Origin of the sequence: Roseomonas chloroacetimidivorans, from assembly GCF_049629625.1 — a bacterium.
Lineage (GTDB): Bacteria > Pseudomonadota > Alphaproteobacteria > Acetobacterales > Acetobacteraceae > Roseomonas > Roseomonas chloroacetimidivorans.
Genome location: NZ_JBNBZS010000013.1, coordinates 117,870 through 135,836 on the forward strand (window position 1 = coordinate 117,870; position 17,967 = coordinate 135,836).

Sequence of the window (17,967 nt, forward strand, 5' to 3'; positions counted from 1 at the left end):
AGAGCGCCAGCGTCATCCCGGCCAACCATTTTTCCCCGTCCGAGAACTTTCGCCGATGGAAAGCCATCTCCCCGGCCTGCTGAAGGCCCTCGCCCTCGCCGCGATGCTCGGGGGAGGCACGGCCTCCGCGGCCGAGCTGCGCATCGGCACCCTCGCCACGCCGACGCTGGATCCACACTTCCTCTACCTGGACAGCAACGTCGCCTATCAGCGGCACATCTACGGATCACTGCTGCAGATCGACGAGAATGGTCGGCTGGTCCCCGACCTCGCCACCTCCTGGGAAGCCGACGGGGAGACGATTTGGCGCTTCAGGTTGCGCCAGGGCGTCACCTTCCACGACGGATCGCCCTTCACCGCGGAAGACGTGGTGTTCTCGATGCGCCGTGTCCCGTCCCTTCCGAACAACCCGGCGCCCTACACCACCCAGCTCCAGGGCGTGACGGAGGTGCGGAAGCTGGACGACCACACGGTGGAGTTCGTCACCGCCGGCTTCAATCCGATCCTGCAGGCCCAGATCGCGCAGCTCGCCATCGTCTCCCGCGCGGCGACGGAAGGGCGGAGCACGGAGGACTTCAACAGCGGCCGCGCCGCGATCGGCACCGGTCCTTACCGCTTCGTGGAGTTCACCGGGCGCGACCGGCTGGTAGTGGAGCCCTTTGCCGCCTACCAGGGCCCGAAGCCCGAGTGGAGCCGCGTCACCTTCCGGGTCATCCCCAGCGACACCGCGCGCAACGCCGCCTTGCTGGCGGGGGACGTGGACCTGATCGAGGCCGTTCCCCCGCGCGATGCGGCCCGGCTGGCCGCGACGCCCGGCATCAGCGTGCATGCCGGCGGCTCCACCCGGGTGATGTTCCTCGGGGTGAACCTCACCCCCGGCTCGGGACAAACGGCCGGGGCCAACGATCCGCGCAACCCGCTGATGGACCCGCGGGTGCGGGAGGCGATCTCGGTCGCCATGAACCGGCAGGCGATGGTGGGTAGCCTGCTCAGCGGCTACGGCGCCACCGCCGACCAGATCGCGGTAGCCGGGATGACCGGTCACGTGCCGGACGCGCCGCAGGACCGTTACTCAGTGGAGCGGGCGCGGCAGCTGCTGCGGGAAGCGGGCTATCCCGACGGGTTCAGCACCGCTCTCGTCTGCACCAACAACCGCTACGTGGCGGATGAGGAGACTTGCCAGGCGGCGGGCCAGATGCTGGCGCGCATCGGAATCCGCGCGGCGGTAGAGGCCATCCCGGCCAACGTCTATTTCGGGCGGGTGCGCGCGGGACGGAACCCGGCGCCGCTCTTTCTCGGCGCCTGGGGGAACAGCCGGGGCGACATGGGCTACACGCTCGGCGCCATCTTCCACAGCTACAGCCCGCAGGGCGGGCTCGGGTCCAGCAACCGCTCCGGCTGGGCCGACCCGGAGACAGACCGGGAGATCCAGGCGGCGCTGACCGAGCATGACAAGGCGGGGCGCGCGGCGCTGCTGACCTCCGCCCATCGCCGCGCCATTGAGGGCCGGTCGCTGATCCCGCTCTTCACCGCGCCCGTGCTGCTCGCCTCCAGCAACCGCGTCGCCTACAGGCCGGGATCGAGCGGAAGCTCGGAGCTGACCCTGGCGATGAAGGCGCATCCGAAGGCGGATTGAGGACACCTCCATGACCCCGAGCATCGGGCCAGTCCACGGCCCTGCCAACTGGCACGGCCCTTCCTTCAATGTCGAAGAGCAGGCGCTGATGCGCCTCTCGCCCGCCGATGTGGAGGAGCTCGAGGCGGCGCTCGCCCACCTGCTGGCATTGGGAGATCTGGACCTGCCGGAGATCACACCGGAGAGCTTTCCCCTCCCCCACCTCGGCCCGGTGCTACGTGGCGTCCAGGAGCGGCTGAACTCAGGCAGCGGTGTGGTGCTGCTGCGCGGGCTGGACCGGGCACGCTACTCGGCCGACGACCTCGGCAGGATCTATTTCGGCATCGCGCGGCATGTCGGCCTTCCCATCGCGCAGAGCCACCTGGGCGAGCTGCTGACAGGCGTGATGGATCTCTCAGACGTTGGGGAGCAGCGCGAGGGCGGCACGCAGCTGGGCGGACGCCAGGGCTTTCACACGGACGGCGTCCCGGGCGCAGACATCGTGGCGCTGCTTTGCCTGCAGGAGGCCAAGTCGGGCGGTGCCAGCCGCATCGTCAGCGCCGCCGCCCTTCACAACGCGCTGCTGGAGCGGCGGCCAGACCTGCTGGCAGCCCTCTACGAGGGCTTCGTCTGCCAGCTCGCGCCCGGCGAGGCCAAGGCCAGTGGAAAATCGGTCAGCGACGGGCCCGTGCCGGTTTTCCAGCAGAGCGACGGCGTCCTCACCTGCGCGCTGAACGGCGCGCAGCTGCGCCGAGCCGCCCGGAACGGTGCGCCCCTGCCACTGGCCCAGGCGGAGGCCTATGACGAGCTGCAGCGGCTGGCAGACATGCCCGAGTTCTACCTGGACATGAGCATCCGCGAGGGCGACATCCAGTTCATCAGCAACCGCGCCCTACTGCACGGCCGCACCGACTACGAGGATCACCCCGAGTTGGAGCGGCGGCGCCACATGCTGCGGATCTGGCTGCACGCGGATCGCTGGCCCGCCGTGCCGGAGCCGCAGCGGTTCTTCGATGCGCAGGAAACCGCCCGGCTGGTGCGGGCCCGCCGCCCACGCATGGATCTTCCCTCAGCCCATATGCGGGAAGCCTCGGAGCGGCTGAAGGCCCGCCAGGCCGCCGGGGAAGCATTGGAGCGGCGGCGCGCCTTCGGCGGCTCATCCCTTCGCGCCATGGCCGGGGGTGGCTGAGGCCGCCCGGCCTCAGCCCTCGGCGGGGAAGAAGGTCTCCAGGTCGTATTCGTGCTTCACGAAGACCGACTTGATCACGACGTAGGAGAAGTACTTCTCGATTCCGATGCTGAGCGCCAGCATATGCTCGATGCGCTCCTGGTAATGCGCGATGGAGCGAGTCATGAACTTCAGCAGGTAGTCGTAGCCGCCGCTGACAAGGTGGCACTCCACCACCTCACTCATGCCGCGTACGCTCGCCTCAAATCGCTTGAAGTCGGCGCTCCGGTGATCCGACAGCGTGACCTCCGTGTAGATGGTCACGGTGTCGCCGAGCTTCTGCAAGTTGATGTGCGCGCCGTAGCCGACGATGTAGCCCGCCTTCTCCAATCGCTTCACGCGGGTGAGGCAGGGGCTCGGCGAGAGCCCTACCGCCTCCGCGAGGTCGACATTGGTAGCGCGCCCATTCTTCTGCAGATGCGCCAGGATCCGAAGGTCGATCCGGTCGAGTTTCGGGACGCCAGCCACCATGAAGCAACCATCCGGGGCGGGTAAGCCGCACGCGGCAGGACGCTAGCTCGCACGGGCACTGGGTGACAAGGTCAGGCGGCCGAAGCTGATGCCGTTCCGGTGGAACCACCGGAACGGTTAAGCGGCTCTATGCCGCCCTAGTAGCCCCGCCCCCGGTCCACCAACCCCAGCATCGGCTCGCCGCGCCGGTGGCGGCGGATATTCTCGATCACGGCCTCGCCGCCCGTATCCGCATGGGTCGTGCTCGCGACGTGCGGCGTCAGCCAGATGCGCGGGTGGGACCAGAACGGATGGCCGTGGGGCGGCGGTTCGGGCTCCGCCACATCCAGGATGGCGGCAGAGAGGTGGCCGGAATCCAGCGCCGCCAGCAGGTCGGCATCCACCAAGTGGCCACCGCGCCCGGCATTCACGATCCCCGCCCCGCGCGGCAGCGCGGCAAAGAGAGAGGCATTGAGCATGCCCCGCGTCTCCGCGGTCAGCGGCAGGAGGCAAACGAGAATGTCGAGACCGGACAGGAAGGCCGGCAGTTCCTCCTTCCCAGCGAAGCAGGGCGCTCCGTCCAGGTCGCGCCGCCCGCGGCTCCAGCCCGAGACGGTAAACCCGAATCCCCTGAGCGCCTTGACGGCCGCGAGGCCGAGCACGCCGAGCCCGAGCACGCCGACGCGGCGCTGCTCCGCGCGCACGCCCTTCGTCGCCGCCCACACTCGTCGCCGCTGCTGGTCCAGGAAGAGCGGGAACTCGCGGTGCAAGGCGAGGACGGAGAGGGTAACATACTCCACCATGCCCGCGGTCAGTCCGGGCTCCACCATCCGCACGACCTGCACATGCGGCGGCAGAGTGCGAAGGTCGAACTGGTCCACCCCGGCGCCGACGGAGAAGAGCACCTCCAGCCCCGGGAAGAGCGCAGCCAGGTTCTCTGGCGGCTGCCAGACGGCCAGGTAGCGCACGGCGGCCGGCGCGCCGGTCTCCGGCCAGATGTGGAAAGGCAGGTCCGGCAAAGCCTCTGCGAAGAGGCGCTGCCACGCCGCTCCGCGCACAGGCTCGGACTTGTAGACAATGCTCATGCGCTTTCTTATCCCAATGCCTGACTCACCAGGGCGAAGCAGGACACCGCGCCGTTGCCGCGCGGCGGTGTGCCACGCACCATCACCTCCCCGCCGCCCACCTCCGTCAGGCCGAGTGCCTCAAGCCAGGGCGAGAGCCCGCACCCATCCGGCACGTCAATCCGGATGAACTGGCCCGAGCGCGAGCCGAGCCAGTGCGCAATCATTGCCCGCGCACCCGTCACGTCGGGCGCCATCACGGGCCCGATGACCTGCCCGTGCCCGAAGCGGCGGATCAGGGCGAAGCCAATCGCCTCGCCGTCTCGGTCCAGCACCACGCCGTCCGAGAGGGGCAGCAGCGCCTCGATCAGCGCATCCCGCCGCATGCCCGTGGCCTGCGTGTCCAGTGCGGCGAGCACGCGCGCGTCGCTGCGGCCCAGCGGACGCAGGCGCTGGCCCGGCGGCAGCGCGACCAGTTCCGCCGAGAAGCTGCTGCCCTGGTGCTGGTGTACCGTACCGGCGCCGGCGAAGCCGAGGCTGCTGTACAGGGGCGCGCCGGCGGCGGTGGCGCAGAGGGTGATGCTCCGTTCGCCAAGGAGCCGCATCACACCCTCGGTCAGCGCGCGCCCGATGCCGCGCCCCTGCGCCGCATCGGCCACCACCACCAGGCCGAGCGCCGCAGCATCCGGGCCGTAGCACCAGCCCAGCGTCGTGCCCACGAGCCGGCCGTCCAGTTCGGCGGCCAGTCCCTCGCCAAGCGTGAGGCAGAAGGCCCAGTCCTCAACCCGGTGCGGCCAGCGCAGTGCGGCCGTCAGTGCCTGCGCCGTCGGAAGATCCGCCTCCGTCAGCGGGCGGAGCCGCGCGGCATCCCTCCCCTCTCGTGTCGGTCGAGCAGTCATGCAGGCCTCGCTACGGTCCTCTCCGTGCGGCAGGGATACAGCATGCGCGCGGCACAGGCTTCCGAAGTCACGGCCGATTCGGCATCTTTGGCCGCGCGGTGAGGAGTACCGCCGGTTGTGCCGATCCGCCCCCCTGAATCGGCATGATCTTCGCTTCGCGGCGGCGTGTCGGTGAGATCGTGCCAGCCGCCGGCCAATAGGATCACCTGTGAACCCGGCAAGGCCGGGCCGGATCGAAGGACACCCCGATGCCCCATCTGCGGCCCAAGTTCATCACCTTCGATTGCTACGGCACGCTGACCAACTTCCGGATGGGCCCGGTGGCGCGCGAGCACTTCGCGGGGCGTGTCCCGGCCGAGCGGATGGATGCCTTCCTGCGGGACTTCAGCGCCTACCGGCTGGACGAAATCCTTGGTGCCTGGAAGCCTTATGCTGAAGTGCTGGACAACGCGGTGCGCCGCACCCTGGCGAAGTACGGCATCCCCTATCAGGAGGGCGACGGAGCCCGCTTCTCCGACGCTGTGCCCACTTGGGGCCCGCACCCGGACGTGCCGGAGCCGCTGAAGCGCGTAGCGAAGGAGTTCCCCCTCGTCATCCTGTCCAACGCCGCCAATCACCAGATCCACGAGAACGTGGCGAAGCTGGAGGCGCCCTTCCACGCCGTGTTCACGGCCGAGCAGGCCCAGGCCTACAAGCCGCGCATGCAGGCCTTCGAGTACATGCTCGGTCAGCTGAACGCGCGGCCGGAGGATCTGCTGCACGTTTCCTCCTCCTTCCGCTACGACCTGTTCACGGCGCATGATCTGGGGATCCGCGACAAGGCCTGGGTGAATCGCGGGCATGAGCCGCGGGGCAATGAGTTCTACGGATACCACGAGATCCCCGACATCGGCGGCCTGCCCGGCCTGCTCGGCCTCTGATCGCCTGAAACCGCTCCGGAGTTCGTGCCCATGTCGCCGCCCGTCGATCCCGTCACCAGCGACCCGAAGCTGCCCGCCGAGGTGGATGTCGCCATCATCGGCGGCGGCATTGCCGGCGTGACGGCCGCCTATTTTCTGGCCAAGGCCGGGCAGCGCGTGGCGCTGCTGGAGAAGGGCGTGATCGCGGGCGAACAGTCCAGCCGCAACTGGGGCTGGTGCCGTGTGCAGAACCGCGACGAACGCGAGATCCCCGTCATGCTCCGCAGCATGGAGCTGTGGGACACGCTGCCGAAGGAGGCGGGGATCGATGTCGGCTTCCGCCGCACCGGGCTGGTCTATGCCACCCGCAGCGAGAGCGAGCTGGAGAGCTGGCGCCGCTGGGTGGAGATGGCGCGCGGCTACCAGTTTCATAGCCACATCCTCTCCGCCGAGGAGGCGCGGGCCATGGTGCCCGGGGCGGCCGGCGGCTGGATCGGCGGCGTGCACTCGCCGCATGACGGCAGGGCCGAGCCGCGGAAAGCCGCGCCCGCCATCGCGAGTGCCGCGCGCAGGCTGGGCGCCACGGTTCACCAGCGCTGCGCGGTGCGGGGCCTGGACATCGAAGGTGGGCGCATTGCCGGCGTGATCACCGAGCACGGGCGCGTCCGTGCGGCGCAGGTGCTGCTGGCAGGCGGCGCCTGGTCCTCCATGCTGCTGCGGCGCCACGGGCTGGACCTGCCGCAGTCCAGCATCCGCTCCACCGTCTTCCTCACGGAGCCGGCCCCGGAGATCACGGCGGGCGGCCTCTACACGCCCGACATCACCATCGGCCGGCGCGAGGATGGCGGCTACATCGTGGCAGCTAACAACCGTGGCCAGATCGAGATCACGCCGCAGGGCCTGCGCTATGCTCGCAAGTTCTGGCCGACGCTGGTGGCGCGCCGGAAGATGGTGAAGTTCGGCATCGGCGAATCCTTCTTCCGCGGCCCGCAGGCCCTCCCCCGTCGCTGGCGCATGGACCGGCCCACCATCTTCGAGCAGGAGGACATGCGCGTGCTGGACCCTGCGCCAAAGGCCGGGGTGGCAGAGCCGGCGTTGAAGCAGCTCGCCGCCTCCTACCCCGCCCTGGCGGGAGTGAGGATGGGGAAGATCTGGGGCGGGTGGATCGATTCCACGCCGGACGCCGTGCCCGTGATCTCCCCCGTGGGCGCGCTGCCCGGCCTGTACATCTCCACGGGCTATAGCGGTCACGGCTTCGGCATCGGGCCGGGCGCCGGGCAGCTCGCCGCCGAGATCATCCTGGGCGGGAAGACCGGGGTCGACCCCGCCCCCTTCCGCTACGAGCGGCTGGTGGACGGATCGCGCATCCAGAAGCCCGGGATGATGTGACCATGAGGATGGTGCCCTACTGGCTCGATACCGCCACGCCCTTCGCGGGCGCGGAGACAGGGCCGGTGGGAGGTGAGGTGGACGTGGCGGTGATCGGCGGCGGCTTCACCGGCCTGTCCGCCGCCCTTGCCCTGGCGCGGAGTGGCGCGACGGTCGCCCTGCTGGAGAGGGGCCGGGTCGTCGGGCAAGCCTCCGGCCGGAACGGCGGCCATGTGAACAATGGCACGGCCCACAATTTCGCCGCCCTGGCGGGAAGCTTGGGGCTGGATCGCGCCCGTCGCATCTACCACGCCTTCGACGCCGCGGTGGACACGGTGGAGCGGATCGCGCGAGAGGAAGGGATCGCCTGCGATTTCCGCCGCTCCGGCAAGATCAAGCTCGCCGCCAAGCCCGCGCACTACGACTCCATCGCGCGGGGTTTCGAGCTGCTGCAGCGTGAGGCGGATCCGGAGGCGCGGCTGGTCCCGCGCGAGGGACTGCGGCAGGAGATCGGCTCCGACGCGTTCTTTGGTGGCGTTCTCTTCCCGAAGAGCGCGCAGATGCATGTGGGCCGCTTCGGGATGGGGCTTGCCGAGGCGGCGCGGCGCCGCGGCGCCCGCATCTTCGAGGACACACCCGGAACGGCGCGGCGGCGGGCGGCGGCCTGGCACCGTATCACGACCCCGCGCGGGGCGCTTCGAGCGAAGCAGGTGCTGCTCGCGACCGGCGCGAGCAGGCTGGGGCCGATGTATTTCCGCCGCCGCCTCGTGCCGCTGGGCTCCTTCGTCATCGTCACGGAGCCACTGGGGGCCGAGCGCATCGCCTCCATCATGCCGACGCAGCGCACGGCCACCACAACGCGCATCATCGGCAACTACTTCCGCACCACGCCGGACGGGCGCCTCGTCTGGGGCGGGCGGGCGCGCTTCGCCCTGCCCTCCCTCGCCTCGGACGTGAAGAGCGGGCGCGTGCTGGAGGAGGGGCTGCACCGCATTTTCCCGCAGCTCGGCCGGGTGAGGATCGACTACTGCTGGGGCGGCACGATCGACGCCACGCAGGACAGGCTGCCCCGCGCGGGCGAGAGGGACGGCCTGTTCTACGCCACAGGCTACAGCGGCCACGGCGTGCAGATGTCGGTCCATATGGGGCAGGTGATGGCCGAGGTGATGGGCGGCCGTGCCGAGGCCAATCCCTTTCGTGACCTGGAGTGGAGGCCTGTGCCCGGCCATTTCGGCCCGCCCTGGTTCATGCCGCTTGTGGGCCTCTACTACCGCTTTAAGGATCGTGTCGCCTGAGGCGCGACCTTTCCGGAGATTTGTCGTCGCATGGCCGGGAAAACGGCACGACGCTGCGCCTTCGGGCGCTGCCGGGCTGCGCAGGGTACGGGAACCCGGGCAAGCACCAGCGCCCATGTCACATGGCTGAATTCCACGGCGCCCGCATGGCGCAAGGCAAACGTGAATCCGGCACCACCAAGGCAACCGGGGCCGCAGATCAGGGATTTCGCAACATGGACGAGACCAGCCGCATCCTTTCACGCCCCGCGCTGCAGCGGCGCGGGCTCCTCGGCCTCGGCGCCGGTTTGGGGCTGGCTGGGCTGCTGCCGGCAGCTGCGCGCGCCCAAGCGCGCCGCCCTGTCCCGCCGCCACCGAGCACCCGCAAGGGCCAGGTGGTGGTCGGCATCTCCCAGGAGCCGACCGTCTTCAACCCCCTCATGCCCGGCATAGAGGTGGACGAGACGATCTGGATGAACGTCTTCAGCACCCTCTGGTACCCGACGCCAGAGGGCGAACTGGTGGCCGACCTCGCGCGCGAGGTACCCTCCACCGCCAATGGCGGCATCTCGGAGGACGGGCTGGCTTGGACCGTGAAGCTGCGCGAGGGCGTAGTATGGCATGATGGAACGCCCTTCACCGCTGAGGACGTGCGCTACTCGCTGGAGCTGATCAACAACCCTTCCTTCCGCACCCGCACGCGCGTGGGTCACAGCCTAGTGCGCGAGATCGTGGTGAAGGGGCCGCACGAGATCTCCTGGCGCATGGAGAAGGCCTACGCGCCCTATCTCGCGCTGATGGCCAATACCTACATGGTGCCGAAGCACATCCTGGAGAAGGCGGGCGATCCGAACAGCGCACCCTTCAATAGCAGCCCGGTTGGCACCGGCCCCTTCCGCTGGGATCGCCGCGTGCCGGGCGACCACATCCAGCTCGCCGCCAACGACAAGTACCACGGCACCGGCCCCTATCTTGAGCGCGCCATCTTGAAATACGTGCCGGACCAGACGGCGCTCTACGCGCAGTTCCGCACGGGCTCGGTGGACACGATCATCGGCACGGGCATCCCCGCAAATTTCTTCGCCGAGGCCCAGAAGCTGCCCGGGCGACGTGTGGCGACCTCGCCCAACGCCTCGCTGGAGGTGCTGATGCCGAACCTCGAGCATCCGGCGCTGGCCGACAAGGCGGTGCGGCAGGCGCTCTACGCCGGGATGAACAAGAAGGGCATCATCGACGTCATCTTCTACGGCATGCACAAGCCGACGGAGTCCTTCGCGCCGCAGGAGTCCTGGGCCTACAACCCCAACCTCCCCGCCCATCGCTACGATCTCGCCGATGCGAACCGCATCCTGGACGGGGCCGGCTGGACGCGCGGCGCCGGCGGCGTGCGGCAGAAGAACGGCGTGCCCCTGGAGTTCGCCGTCTCTACCACGACGGGGGCCGCGCTTCGCGAGCAGGTGCAGCAGCTGCTGATGCAGGACTGGGGCAAGCTCGGCGTCTCCATGAAAATCAACAACATGCCGGCGGCGGTGATCTGGGGTGATTTCTACGTGCGCTCCAAGTTCCAGATGCTGATGGTCGGCACCGCGTTCCGGACGGGGATCGACCCCGACCCGGCAACACGCTTCGCCTCGGATGCGATCCCCGTGCGCGGCGGCAGCGGCGGCAACTACATGCAGTGGATGAACGCCGAGGCTGACCGCCTCCTAGCTGAAGGCCAGAGCACCTTCGACCAGGAGCGCCGCAAGGCGATCTACTTCCGCCTGCAGGAGATTGTGCGTGACGAGCTGCCGATCCTGCCGATCTACCAGTACGCGACGGCCGAGGGTACGAAGGACACGTTGATCGGGTTCCGCCCCAATGTGAACGCGCGGCAGAACACCTGGAACATGCGGGAGTGGTACTGGGCCAGCTGACGGATCGCCGGCGCCGTCAGGCTGACGCGGGCTCCAGTTGCAGCACGGCGTCACCGTGCTGCAGCGGTCCCGCTTCCTCTACCTCGCAGTAGATGCCGAAGTCGCGTCCGAAGTGGTGCAAAAGGGCGCGGAACACCTCGCGGTCCTCCGGAAGCTCCTCCTGCCCAAGGGTAGTAAACGCGCATCGGGCGCAGGGAATGGTGCCGCGCAGGGTGACGCCGCCGATACGGAAGCTGCGGCCGCGCAGCGCGTATTCGGGGATGCCGTCCACTCCCTCAGGCGTCTCCACCAGGATGTTCGGGCGAAAGCGGCGTTCATCAATGACGCTGCCCGGAACCGCGGCGCGCAAGGTACGCAGGGCGGCCGTGGTGAGCAAATGGATCGGCGCGCGGCGGTAGCGCGGGCGCGGACCGTCCCCGGCGTACCGGCGAATGGCAGCGGGGAAGCCGAGGGAAACGGAGAGCGCGGCGCCGATATGGGGCGCGGCGGCATCACCCCAGCACCGTCCATCCGCGCTGACCTCCAGCCCGCCTTCCGGCCCGAGGCGAGAGAAGGTGCGTGGCAGGGCGGCCCAGCGCCGGTCTCGGCCGGGATAGGCGATTTCTCCGGACTCGGCGTGAAAGATGCCGTGGGTGCGGTCTCCCTCGATGCCCGAGGCTGAAATTACGGCTTGCTCCAGCCGCTCACCCGCCATGGAGCTGACGGGGTAGCGCCAGAGTGTGATGACGTGCCCGATCGGCCCCAGGCTCATGCCGCCACGCCGACAGGCGAGGCGAGCGCGATGTCGTCCCGGATGCAGGCCTTGAAATGGCCCGGCGCGACCTCGCGCAGTGCGGGCGGCTCCTCGGCGCAGGCCGGAAGGGCGTAGCGGCAACGCGTGCGGAAGCGGCAGCCGGAGGGCGGGTTCAGCGGGCTCGGCACGTCACCGGTCAGCACGATCCGCTCCCGCCTCACCACCGGGTCGGGGATGGGAACGGCGGAGAGCAGCGCCTCCGTATAGGGATGCTGCGGCATGGTGAAGAGGGCGCGGGTGGGCGCCACCTCCACCAGCCGGCCGAGATACATCACCGCGATCCGGTCCGAAATGTGCCCGACCACGGCAAGATCATGCGAGATGAAGAGGATGGTGAGGCCCAGCCGCTCCTTCAGCTCCAGCATCAGGTTCACCACCTGCGCCTGCACGGAGACGTCGAGCGCCGACACCGGCTCGTCCGCGATCAGCAGCTCCGGCCGCATGATCAGCGCGCGCGCGATTCCCAGCCGCTGCCGCTGGCCGCCGGAGAACTCGTGCGGGTACCGCGCGGCATGGGAAGGCAGCAGTCCCACCAGGGACAGCGCCTCCTCGACGCGCCGCCGACGCTCCGCCTGGCCGGTGGCTGGCTCCTGGATGGCAAGCGGTGCGCCGACGATCTCCTCCACGGTCATCTTCGGGTTGAGGGAGGCGTAGGGATCCTGGAACACGAGCTGCATGCGCCGGCGGAAAGGGCGTAGCGCGTCGCGCCCCAGGCCGGTGATGTCCGCACCGCCGAAGCGGATGCTGCCGCCGTCCGGCCGCGCCAGGCGCAGCACGGTGCGGCCCACCGTACTCTTCCCCGAGCCGGATTCGCCGACGAGGCTCAGCACCTCGCCGCGGCGGATATCGAAGGAGACGCCGTCCACGGCATGGACCTTGGCAGGCGGGCGAAAGAGGCCGGGACGCGGGCCCACAAACCATTTGCGGAGGTCCCGTACCTCCAGCAGCGCGGGATCGGCGATCATCCCGTCCATCAGATCGCTCCTCCGGCCAGCTCGGACCAGCGCACGCAGCGCACCAGATGCTCCGGCGCGGCGCGCTCGAGACGTGGTACGGCCGCATCGCAGTGCCCGGGTTCGAAATGGTCGCAGCGTGGCGCGAAGCTGCAGCCGGGCGGCGGCGCCAGTGGATCGGGAACGGCGCCCGGGATGGCGGCGAGCCGTTCCCGCCCGATCCCGGCCATGTCCAGCCGCGGCACGGAGCGCAGAAGGCCGCGTGTGTAGGGCATGAGCGGCGCGCCAAAGAGCGGGCGGACCGGCGCTTGCTCCACCACGCGGCCGGAGTACATCACCATCACCCGGTCCGCGATCTCTGCCACCACGCCGAGGTTGTGAGTGATGAAGATCACGGCCATGCGCGTCCGCTCCTGCAGGCGGCGCAGCAGATCCAGGATCTGAGCCTGGATCGTCACGTCCAGCGCCGTCGTCGGCTCGTCGGCGATGAGCAGCTGTGGCTCGCAGGACAGGGCGATGGCGATCATCACGCGCTGGCGCATGCCGCCCGACAGCTCGTGCGGATAGCTCGACAGACGGCGGCGCGGATCGGGGATGCCGACCAGCTCCAGCAACGCCGCCGCTTTGTCCAGCGCGGCGCGGCGGCCCAGGCCCTCGTGGAAGCGGATGGCTTCGGCGATCTGGTCGCCAACGCGGTGCACGGGGTTTAGCGAGGTCATCGGCTCCTGGAACACCATGGCAGCGTCCCGGCCGCGCACGTCCCGCATCTCCTCCTCTGGCAACGAGACGAGATCCCGCACCCGGCCGTCATGCCCGCGCAGCAACACCTGGCCGGTGATGTGGCAGAAGGGCGCACGGGGCGTGAGGCGGAGGATGCCAAGGCTCGTCACGCTCTTGCCGGAGCCGGACTCCCCGACCAGCGCCAGGGTCTCGCCCCGGCGAAGGTTGAAGGACACGTCGCGCACCGCCGGCAAATCCCCGACCGGCGTGCGGAAGGCGATGGAGAGGTCCCGGACGGCGAGGACCTCGTCCTCCGCCAGGTAGGCCGGCGCTGTCCCGGGCACCACGTCGCGATCTACCATGGCTTCCGGCATCACCGCCCCCCCATGCGCGGGTCCAGCGCGTCGCGCAGCCCGTCGCCAATGAAGTTGAAGCTCGTCACCGCCAGGGTGATAGCGGCGCCAGGGAAGATGGCGAGCCAGGGCGCGCTGGTCAGGTAGCTCTGCGCGTTGTCCAGCATGTTGCCCCAGCTCGGCGTCGGTGGCTGGATGCCGTAACCGAGGAAGGAAATATAGGACTCCGCCAGAATGGCGTGGGCGACGTTCAGCGTGGCGGCCACCACGATGGGCGCGATGGCGTTGGGCAACAACTCCCGCACCATCACCCGCGCATCGCTCGAGCCCAGCGCCTCGGCCGCCACCGCGAAATCACGCGCCTTCAGGGCGCGGATCTGAGCCTCCACGATGCGTGCCACCTCCATCCAGGAGGTAATGGCGATCAGCACGATGATCGATCCCACCGCGGGCCCGATAAGGGAGGAAATGGCGAGCAGGAGGAAGATGCTGGGGAAGCAGAGCATCGCGTCTACGAAGCGCATCAGCACCGTGCCCAGCAGGCCACCGTAGTAGCCGGCGACGACCCCGACGGTGATTCCGATCACCATGCTGATCACCATGGCGGCGAAGCCGACGGAGAGGGAGATGCGCCCGGCCATGAGGATCCGCGCCAGGATGTCCCGCCCCAGCGGATCCGTGCCCAGGATGTGCACCCCCGAGAAGGGCGGCGCGAAGCGCTGCATGATGTCAATCTCGGTGTCGGTGAAGGGCAGGAGATAGGGCCCCACCGCGCAGGTCAGCGCCAGCAGGGCGATGACGATCGTTCCGAACACCGCCAGCCGGTGCCGCATGAACCGCTGCAGCGCCCCGTCGCGCCGCCGCGCCTGGCGCGGCCGGGCAGCATCGACCGCCACCGACCCCAACGGGGCCTCGCTCGCGCCGCTCATGCCTCGTGCGCCCCCAGGCGCGGATCCGCGACGTGGTAGAGCAGGTCCGCCAGCAGGCTTCCCAGCAACACCAGCACCGCCGTGAACATCAGGATGCCCATCACCACCGGGTAGTCGCGATAGCTGATGGAATCGAGGAAGAGCCGCCCCATGCCGGGCCAGGTGAACACCGTCTCCGTCACCAGCGCGCCGCTGAGCAGGGTGGGCAGGTGCAGGCCGGTGATGGTGATCATCGGCAGCAGCGCGTTGCGCACGGCGTGGTGGATCAGGATACGCCGCTCCGGGATGCCTTTGGAGCGGGCGGTGCGGATATAGTCCTGGTGGATAACGTCCAGCATGGAGGAGCGCATGTAGCGGCTCCAGACCGCGGTACTGACAAGGGCCAGCACGATGCAGGGGCCAATGAGGTGGTGGAGCTGGTCAAGGAAGGATTCGTCCCCGATGGTGTAGCGGTTTCCCGCCGGCAGCCAGCCCAGCCCGACGGAGAAGACGTAGATCACCACCAGTCCGAACCAGAAGGTGGGAATGGAGAGCGCGACCATCGCCCCGATCGTCGCTAGCGCGTCGAAGAGGGAGTACCGGCGGATCGCGCCGAGGATGCCCACCCAGGCGCCGATCATCATCGCCACCAGGGTGGAGGTGAGCATCAGCTCCAGCGTCGCGCCGACATGCGAGCCGATGACGGAGAGAACCGGCTGCTGGTCCCGGTAAGAGGCGCCCCAGTCCCCGCGCAGCATGCGCCAGAGCCAGTCCAGATACTGCACCGGCAATGGCCGGTTCAGGCCAAGCTGCTCGGCCAGCCGGTCCAGGTCCTCCTGCGTCATGTCTCCGCCAGCCGCGAACTGCGAGAGCGGGCCGCCGGGCGCCAGGTAGAGTATGGCGAAGCCGATCATCGAGACAACGAGGAGAAGTCCCGCGGCCTGCAGCAGCCGCTTCGCGACATAGCCCCCCACGGCGTCAGGCCCAGTACCAGCGTGCGGCGTTCCAGCTGTTCGCCAGCACGTGCACGTTGTTCTCGAAGCCCATCAGCCCGGCCTTGGTGCCCTCGATTTGCGCACCCTGGAAGATCGGCAGCATCGGCAGCTCCTCCCGCAGGATTGCCTGCACCTCCCGATAGATGGCCCGCCGCTCCTCCATGGAATTCACTGTCACGCCGCGGGCGAGCAGCTCGTCCGCCCGCGCGTTCTCGAACTGGCTGACATTGGACCCGTAGCCGGCGCGCTTGGGGATGGCGTGGCTGCCGAAGCGGTGCAGCACGTTCGGGTCGGAGGCGATGGTGTAGGTGGTGTTCGTCATCAGGCTGTCGAACTGCGATTCAGCCCAGAACTTGCCCCAGAGCACCGCGGCCGGAAGGTTGTGGATCTTCATGGAGATACCGATCTTGCCCCAGCTCTGCGCCAGCAGCTGCTGCGCTTGGGTGCGGATCTCGGTGCCGGTGGTGGTGGAATTGGTGAACTCCAGCCGCAGCCCGTCCTTTACGCGCACGCCGTCGCGGCCCGGCTTCCACCCGGCCTCGTCCAGCATCCGCGCCGCGCGCGCTGGGTCGTACTCGTGCTTCGGCAACGCGTCGTTGTAGGCCCAGTTCTCCGGCGGGAGGAAGGTCACCGCCTCCTTCGGAAGGCCGTAGTACAACGCGTCCGTGATCGCCCTCGTGTCGAGGGAGAGATAGAGCGCCTGTCGCACCACCTTCTGCCCCAGCACGGGATGGCCGAGGTTGAGGGTCAGGTTCTCCACCGAGCCGCGCGGGCAGACATGGATCACGCGGTCCCGCAGGGTTCGTGCCTCCGCGTAGTGGTTCGCGGGAATGCCGAGCAGGCCGATATAGTCCAGCATCCCCGTGCGGAACTGCGTGTACATCACGTTCACGTCCGGCACGTAGCGAAAGATCAGCCGCTCCAGGTAGGGCCCTTCCCCAAAGTAATCCGGGTTGGCCGTGAGCATCACATGGCTTCCAGTGCGGCGCTCCGCCCACTTGAAGGCGCCGGTGCCTACCGGTGCGGCGTGGAACGGCGTGTTGTTCGGGTCCTCGGCGCCGGCCAGGAGATGGGCAGGCACGATGAAGAAGATGGAGAGGATGGACATCAGCGGCGCGTAGGGCTGCTTCAGCCGCCAGCGCACGGTGTTCGCCCCCTCCGTGCTGATGCTCTCGATCCGGTCGTAGCCGTCCTTCCCGCGGGCGCGGAAATGCGGGTTCATGATGAGCTCGAGGGAGAACTTCACGTCCTCTGCTGTGAAGGGCTTGCCGTCGTGCCACCGCACGCCCTCGCGCAGCTCGATCCGCCACTCCAGCCCGTCGGCCGAAATGCCGCCATTCTCCTGGCTCGGCACGGCCTTGGCCAGGATGGGGTAGAAGCGGCCGCTCGGGTCCAACCCCCAGAGCGGGCTGAACAGGTTCCACCACACCGCTTGGTCCACCTCGTTCGCCGGCATCAGCGGGTGGGTGACGGTGAACTCCTGCGAGAAACCCAGCGTGCACTGGCCGCGCGGCGCGGAGGGCGGGTGCGGCGCCGGCTGCTGCGCCAGCGCAGGGCTCGACGCGATGGCGGCCCCCGACCCGAGCAGGAAGCCGCGGCGCGGGATGGCCGCTTGCGGGTGGCGGGCGGGATGGCTCGGCTCGCTCATGCCCATCTCCTCTGTCGCTGCCGCGGGTGGCGGACCGCGGAACGAGGGCAACGGTTCATTATACTGAAATCATGGTCAAGCAGGTTTTGGTGCTTCGTGCGCCGCAACTGCGCTCCTGGAACGGCGAACTTCGAGCTGTGACCAGCAAGCGGGCAGCCCTGTTCACGGCTTGTGCACCGCCTTCCCCAACGCCGCGATACAGCATAATGAAAATTGGATCGGTGCCCGGGACAGCTTGGAAGGATGGATCGGCATGACGTTGGTGAAGTCGGCCCTGGCCGCGAGGGACGACGCCAGGCAGGTAGGCGCCCGCCTCCGCGCCCTCCGGGCCGAGCATGGGCTGACCATCCTCGAACTGGCGGCCAAGGCCGGCATCTCCGCCGGGCTGATCAGCCAGATCGAGCGTGGCAATTCCAACCCGTCGATGAAGACCATCCAGCGCCTGCGGGCCGCGCTCGGGGTCAATATTTGGGAGTTCTTCGGCCAGGCGGCGGCAGCGAATGAGGGCGAGCCAAGCTTCGTGCGCCGGCGGGAACGGCGCGCCCGCCTCGTGGTCGGGCGGACCCGGCTGGTGAAGGAGCTGTTATCCCCGCAGGGCGACAGCCCCCTGCGCTTCATGCTCATCACCCTGCCCCCGGGCGGCGTCAGCGAGGACGTGCTGGTCGGCCGCGGGGAGAAGGGCGGCTACGTGATGTCTGGCCGCGTTGAGCTCACGGTGGACGGCCGCCGCGCCGAGTTGGCCGAGGGCGATAGCTTCCAGTTCGAGAGCCACCTGCCCCACCAGCTCGCCAATCCCTCCGCCGAGGAGGAAGCGGTGGTGTTCTGGATCATGAGCGTGCCCAGCAGCCATTTCTGAGACACAGCCGTTTCCATAACCCGCGGCT

General features: G+C 69.0%; 16 protein-coding genes. 7 read left to right on the forward strand and 9 right to left on the reverse strand.

The genetic code is table 11. The annotated features are described in order from the left end of the window. Window positions 1-55 precede the first annotated feature (55 nt). Both ACO1BU_RS12265 and ACO1BU_RS12270 read left to right on the forward strand, forming a co-directional pair. On the forward strand, window positions 56-1,636 hold the full coding sequence (locus tag ACO1BU_RS12265; RefSeq protein WP_424136228.1) for an ABC transporter substrate-binding protein: 1,581 nt from the start codon (window positions 56-58) through the stop codon (window positions 1,634-1,636). Window positions 1,637-1,646: 10 nt separating this feature from the next. After that, window positions 1,647-2,804 carry a TauD/TfdA family dioxygenase gene (locus ACO1BU_RS12270; protein ID WP_424136229.1) on the forward strand — a complete coding sequence of 386 codons (1,158 nt, stop codon included), beginning with the start codon at window positions 1,647-1,649 and terminating at the stop codon, window positions 2,802-2,804. A 12-nt stretch (window positions 2,805-2,816) separates the two neighbouring features. Here ACO1BU_RS12270 and ACO1BU_RS12275 read toward each other — a convergent pair whose 3' ends face one another. From ACO1BU_RS12275 to ACO1BU_RS12285, 3 genes are all read right to left on the reverse strand, one after another. After that, window positions 2,817-3,314, reverse strand: a complete 498-nt coding sequence (locus tag ACO1BU_RS12275) for an Lrp/AsnC family transcriptional regulator (protein ID WP_424136230.1) — start codon at window positions 3,312-3,314, stop codon at window positions 2,817-2,819. Between the two features lie 137 nt (window positions 3,315-3,451). After that, on the reverse strand, window positions 3,452-4,378 hold the full coding sequence (locus tag ACO1BU_RS12280; RefSeq protein WP_424136231.1) for a 2-hydroxyacid dehydrogenase: 927 nt from the start codon (window positions 4,376-4,378) through the stop codon (window positions 3,452-3,454). 8 nt (window positions 4,379-4,386) lie between these two features. Continuing rightward, window positions 4,387-5,256, reverse strand: a complete 870-nt coding sequence (locus tag ACO1BU_RS12285) for a GNAT family N-acetyltransferase (RefSeq protein WP_424136232.1) — start codon at window positions 5,254-5,256, stop codon at window positions 4,387-4,389. A gap of 248 nt (window positions 5,257-5,504) precedes the next feature. Here ACO1BU_RS12285 and ACO1BU_RS12290 point away from each other — a divergent pair, with 248 nt between their 5' ends. From ACO1BU_RS12290 to ACO1BU_RS12305, 4 genes are all read left to right on the forward strand, one after another. Beyond that, on the forward strand, window positions 5,505-6,176 hold the full coding sequence (locus tag ACO1BU_RS12290) for a haloacid dehalogenase type II (protein ID WP_424136233.1): 672 nt from the start codon (window positions 5,505-5,507) through the stop codon (window positions 6,174-6,176). Between the two features lie 30 nt (window positions 6,177-6,206). Continuing rightward, the gene (locus ACO1BU_RS12295; RefSeq protein ID WP_424136234.1) at window positions 6,207-7,544 is read left to right on the forward strand and encodes an NAD(P)/FAD-dependent oxidoreductase; all 1,338 of its coding nucleotides are present in this window, start codon (window positions 6,207-6,209) and stop codon (window positions 7,542-7,544) included. 2 nt (window positions 7,545-7,546) lie between these two features. Continuing rightward, window positions 7,547-8,818 carry an NAD(P)/FAD-dependent oxidoreductase gene (locus ACO1BU_RS12300; protein WP_424136235.1) on the forward strand — a complete coding sequence of 424 codons (1,272 nt, stop codon included), beginning with the start codon at window positions 7,547-7,549 and terminating at the stop codon, window positions 8,816-8,818. Between the two features lie 215 nt (window positions 8,819-9,033). Next, window positions 9,034-10,713, forward strand: a complete 1,680-nt coding sequence (locus ACO1BU_RS12305; protein WP_424136236.1) for a peptide ABC transporter substrate-binding protein — start codon at window positions 9,034-9,036, stop codon at window positions 10,711-10,713. Between the two features lie 16 nt (window positions 10,714-10,729). Here ACO1BU_RS12305 and ACO1BU_RS12310 read toward each other — a convergent pair whose 3' ends face one another. From ACO1BU_RS12310 to ACO1BU_RS12335, 6 genes are read right to left on the reverse strand one after another with little or no spacing between them, the layout of a single operon-like run. Then, window positions 10,730-11,464 (reverse strand): MOSC domain-containing protein, encoded by a 735-nt coding sequence (locus ACO1BU_RS12310; RefSeq protein WP_424136237.1) that lies wholly within the window; start codon window positions 11,462-11,464, stop codon window positions 10,730-10,732. After that, a complete protein-coding gene (locus tag ACO1BU_RS12315) occupies window positions 11,461-12,471 on the reverse strand; it encodes an ABC transporter ATP-binding protein (protein ID WP_424136282.1) in 1,011 nt (336 codons plus the stop codon). The genes ACO1BU_RS12310 and ACO1BU_RS12315 overlap by 4 nt, the downstream gene beginning before the upstream one ends. An 8-nt stretch (window positions 12,472-12,479) precedes the next feature. Continuing rightward, the gene (locus ACO1BU_RS12320) at window positions 12,480-13,541 is read right to left on the reverse strand and encodes an ABC transporter ATP-binding protein (RefSeq protein WP_424136238.1); all 1,062 of its coding nucleotides are present in this window, start codon (window positions 13,539-13,541) and stop codon (window positions 12,480-12,482) included. 11 nt (window positions 13,542-13,552) lie between these two features. Continuing rightward, complete coding sequence (locus ACO1BU_RS12325; protein ID WP_424136239.1) at window positions 13,553-14,461, reverse strand: ABC transporter permease; 909 nt, start codon at window positions 14,459-14,461, stop codon at window positions 13,553-13,555. Beyond that, complete coding sequence (locus ACO1BU_RS12330; protein WP_424136240.1) at window positions 14,458-15,414, reverse strand: ABC transporter permease; 957 nt, start codon at window positions 15,412-15,414, stop codon at window positions 14,458-14,460. Before ACO1BU_RS12330 ends, ACO1BU_RS12325 begins: the two co-directional genes overlap by 4 nt. Before the next feature lie 4 nt (window positions 15,415-15,418). Beyond that, on the reverse strand, window positions 15,419-17,083 hold the full coding sequence (locus ACO1BU_RS12335; RefSeq protein ID WP_424136241.1) for a peptide ABC transporter substrate-binding protein: 1,665 nt from the start codon (window positions 17,081-17,083) through the stop codon (window positions 15,419-15,421). A gap of 253 nt (window positions 17,084-17,336) precedes the next feature. On the opposite strand from ACO1BU_RS12335, the gene ACO1BU_RS12340 reads away from it, so the two are divergent. Beyond that, window positions 17,337-17,939, forward strand: a complete 603-nt coding sequence (locus tag ACO1BU_RS12340; protein WP_424136242.1) for a helix-turn-helix domain-containing protein — start codon at window positions 17,337-17,339, stop codon at window positions 17,937-17,939. Window positions 17,940-17,967 lie beyond the last annotated feature (28 nt).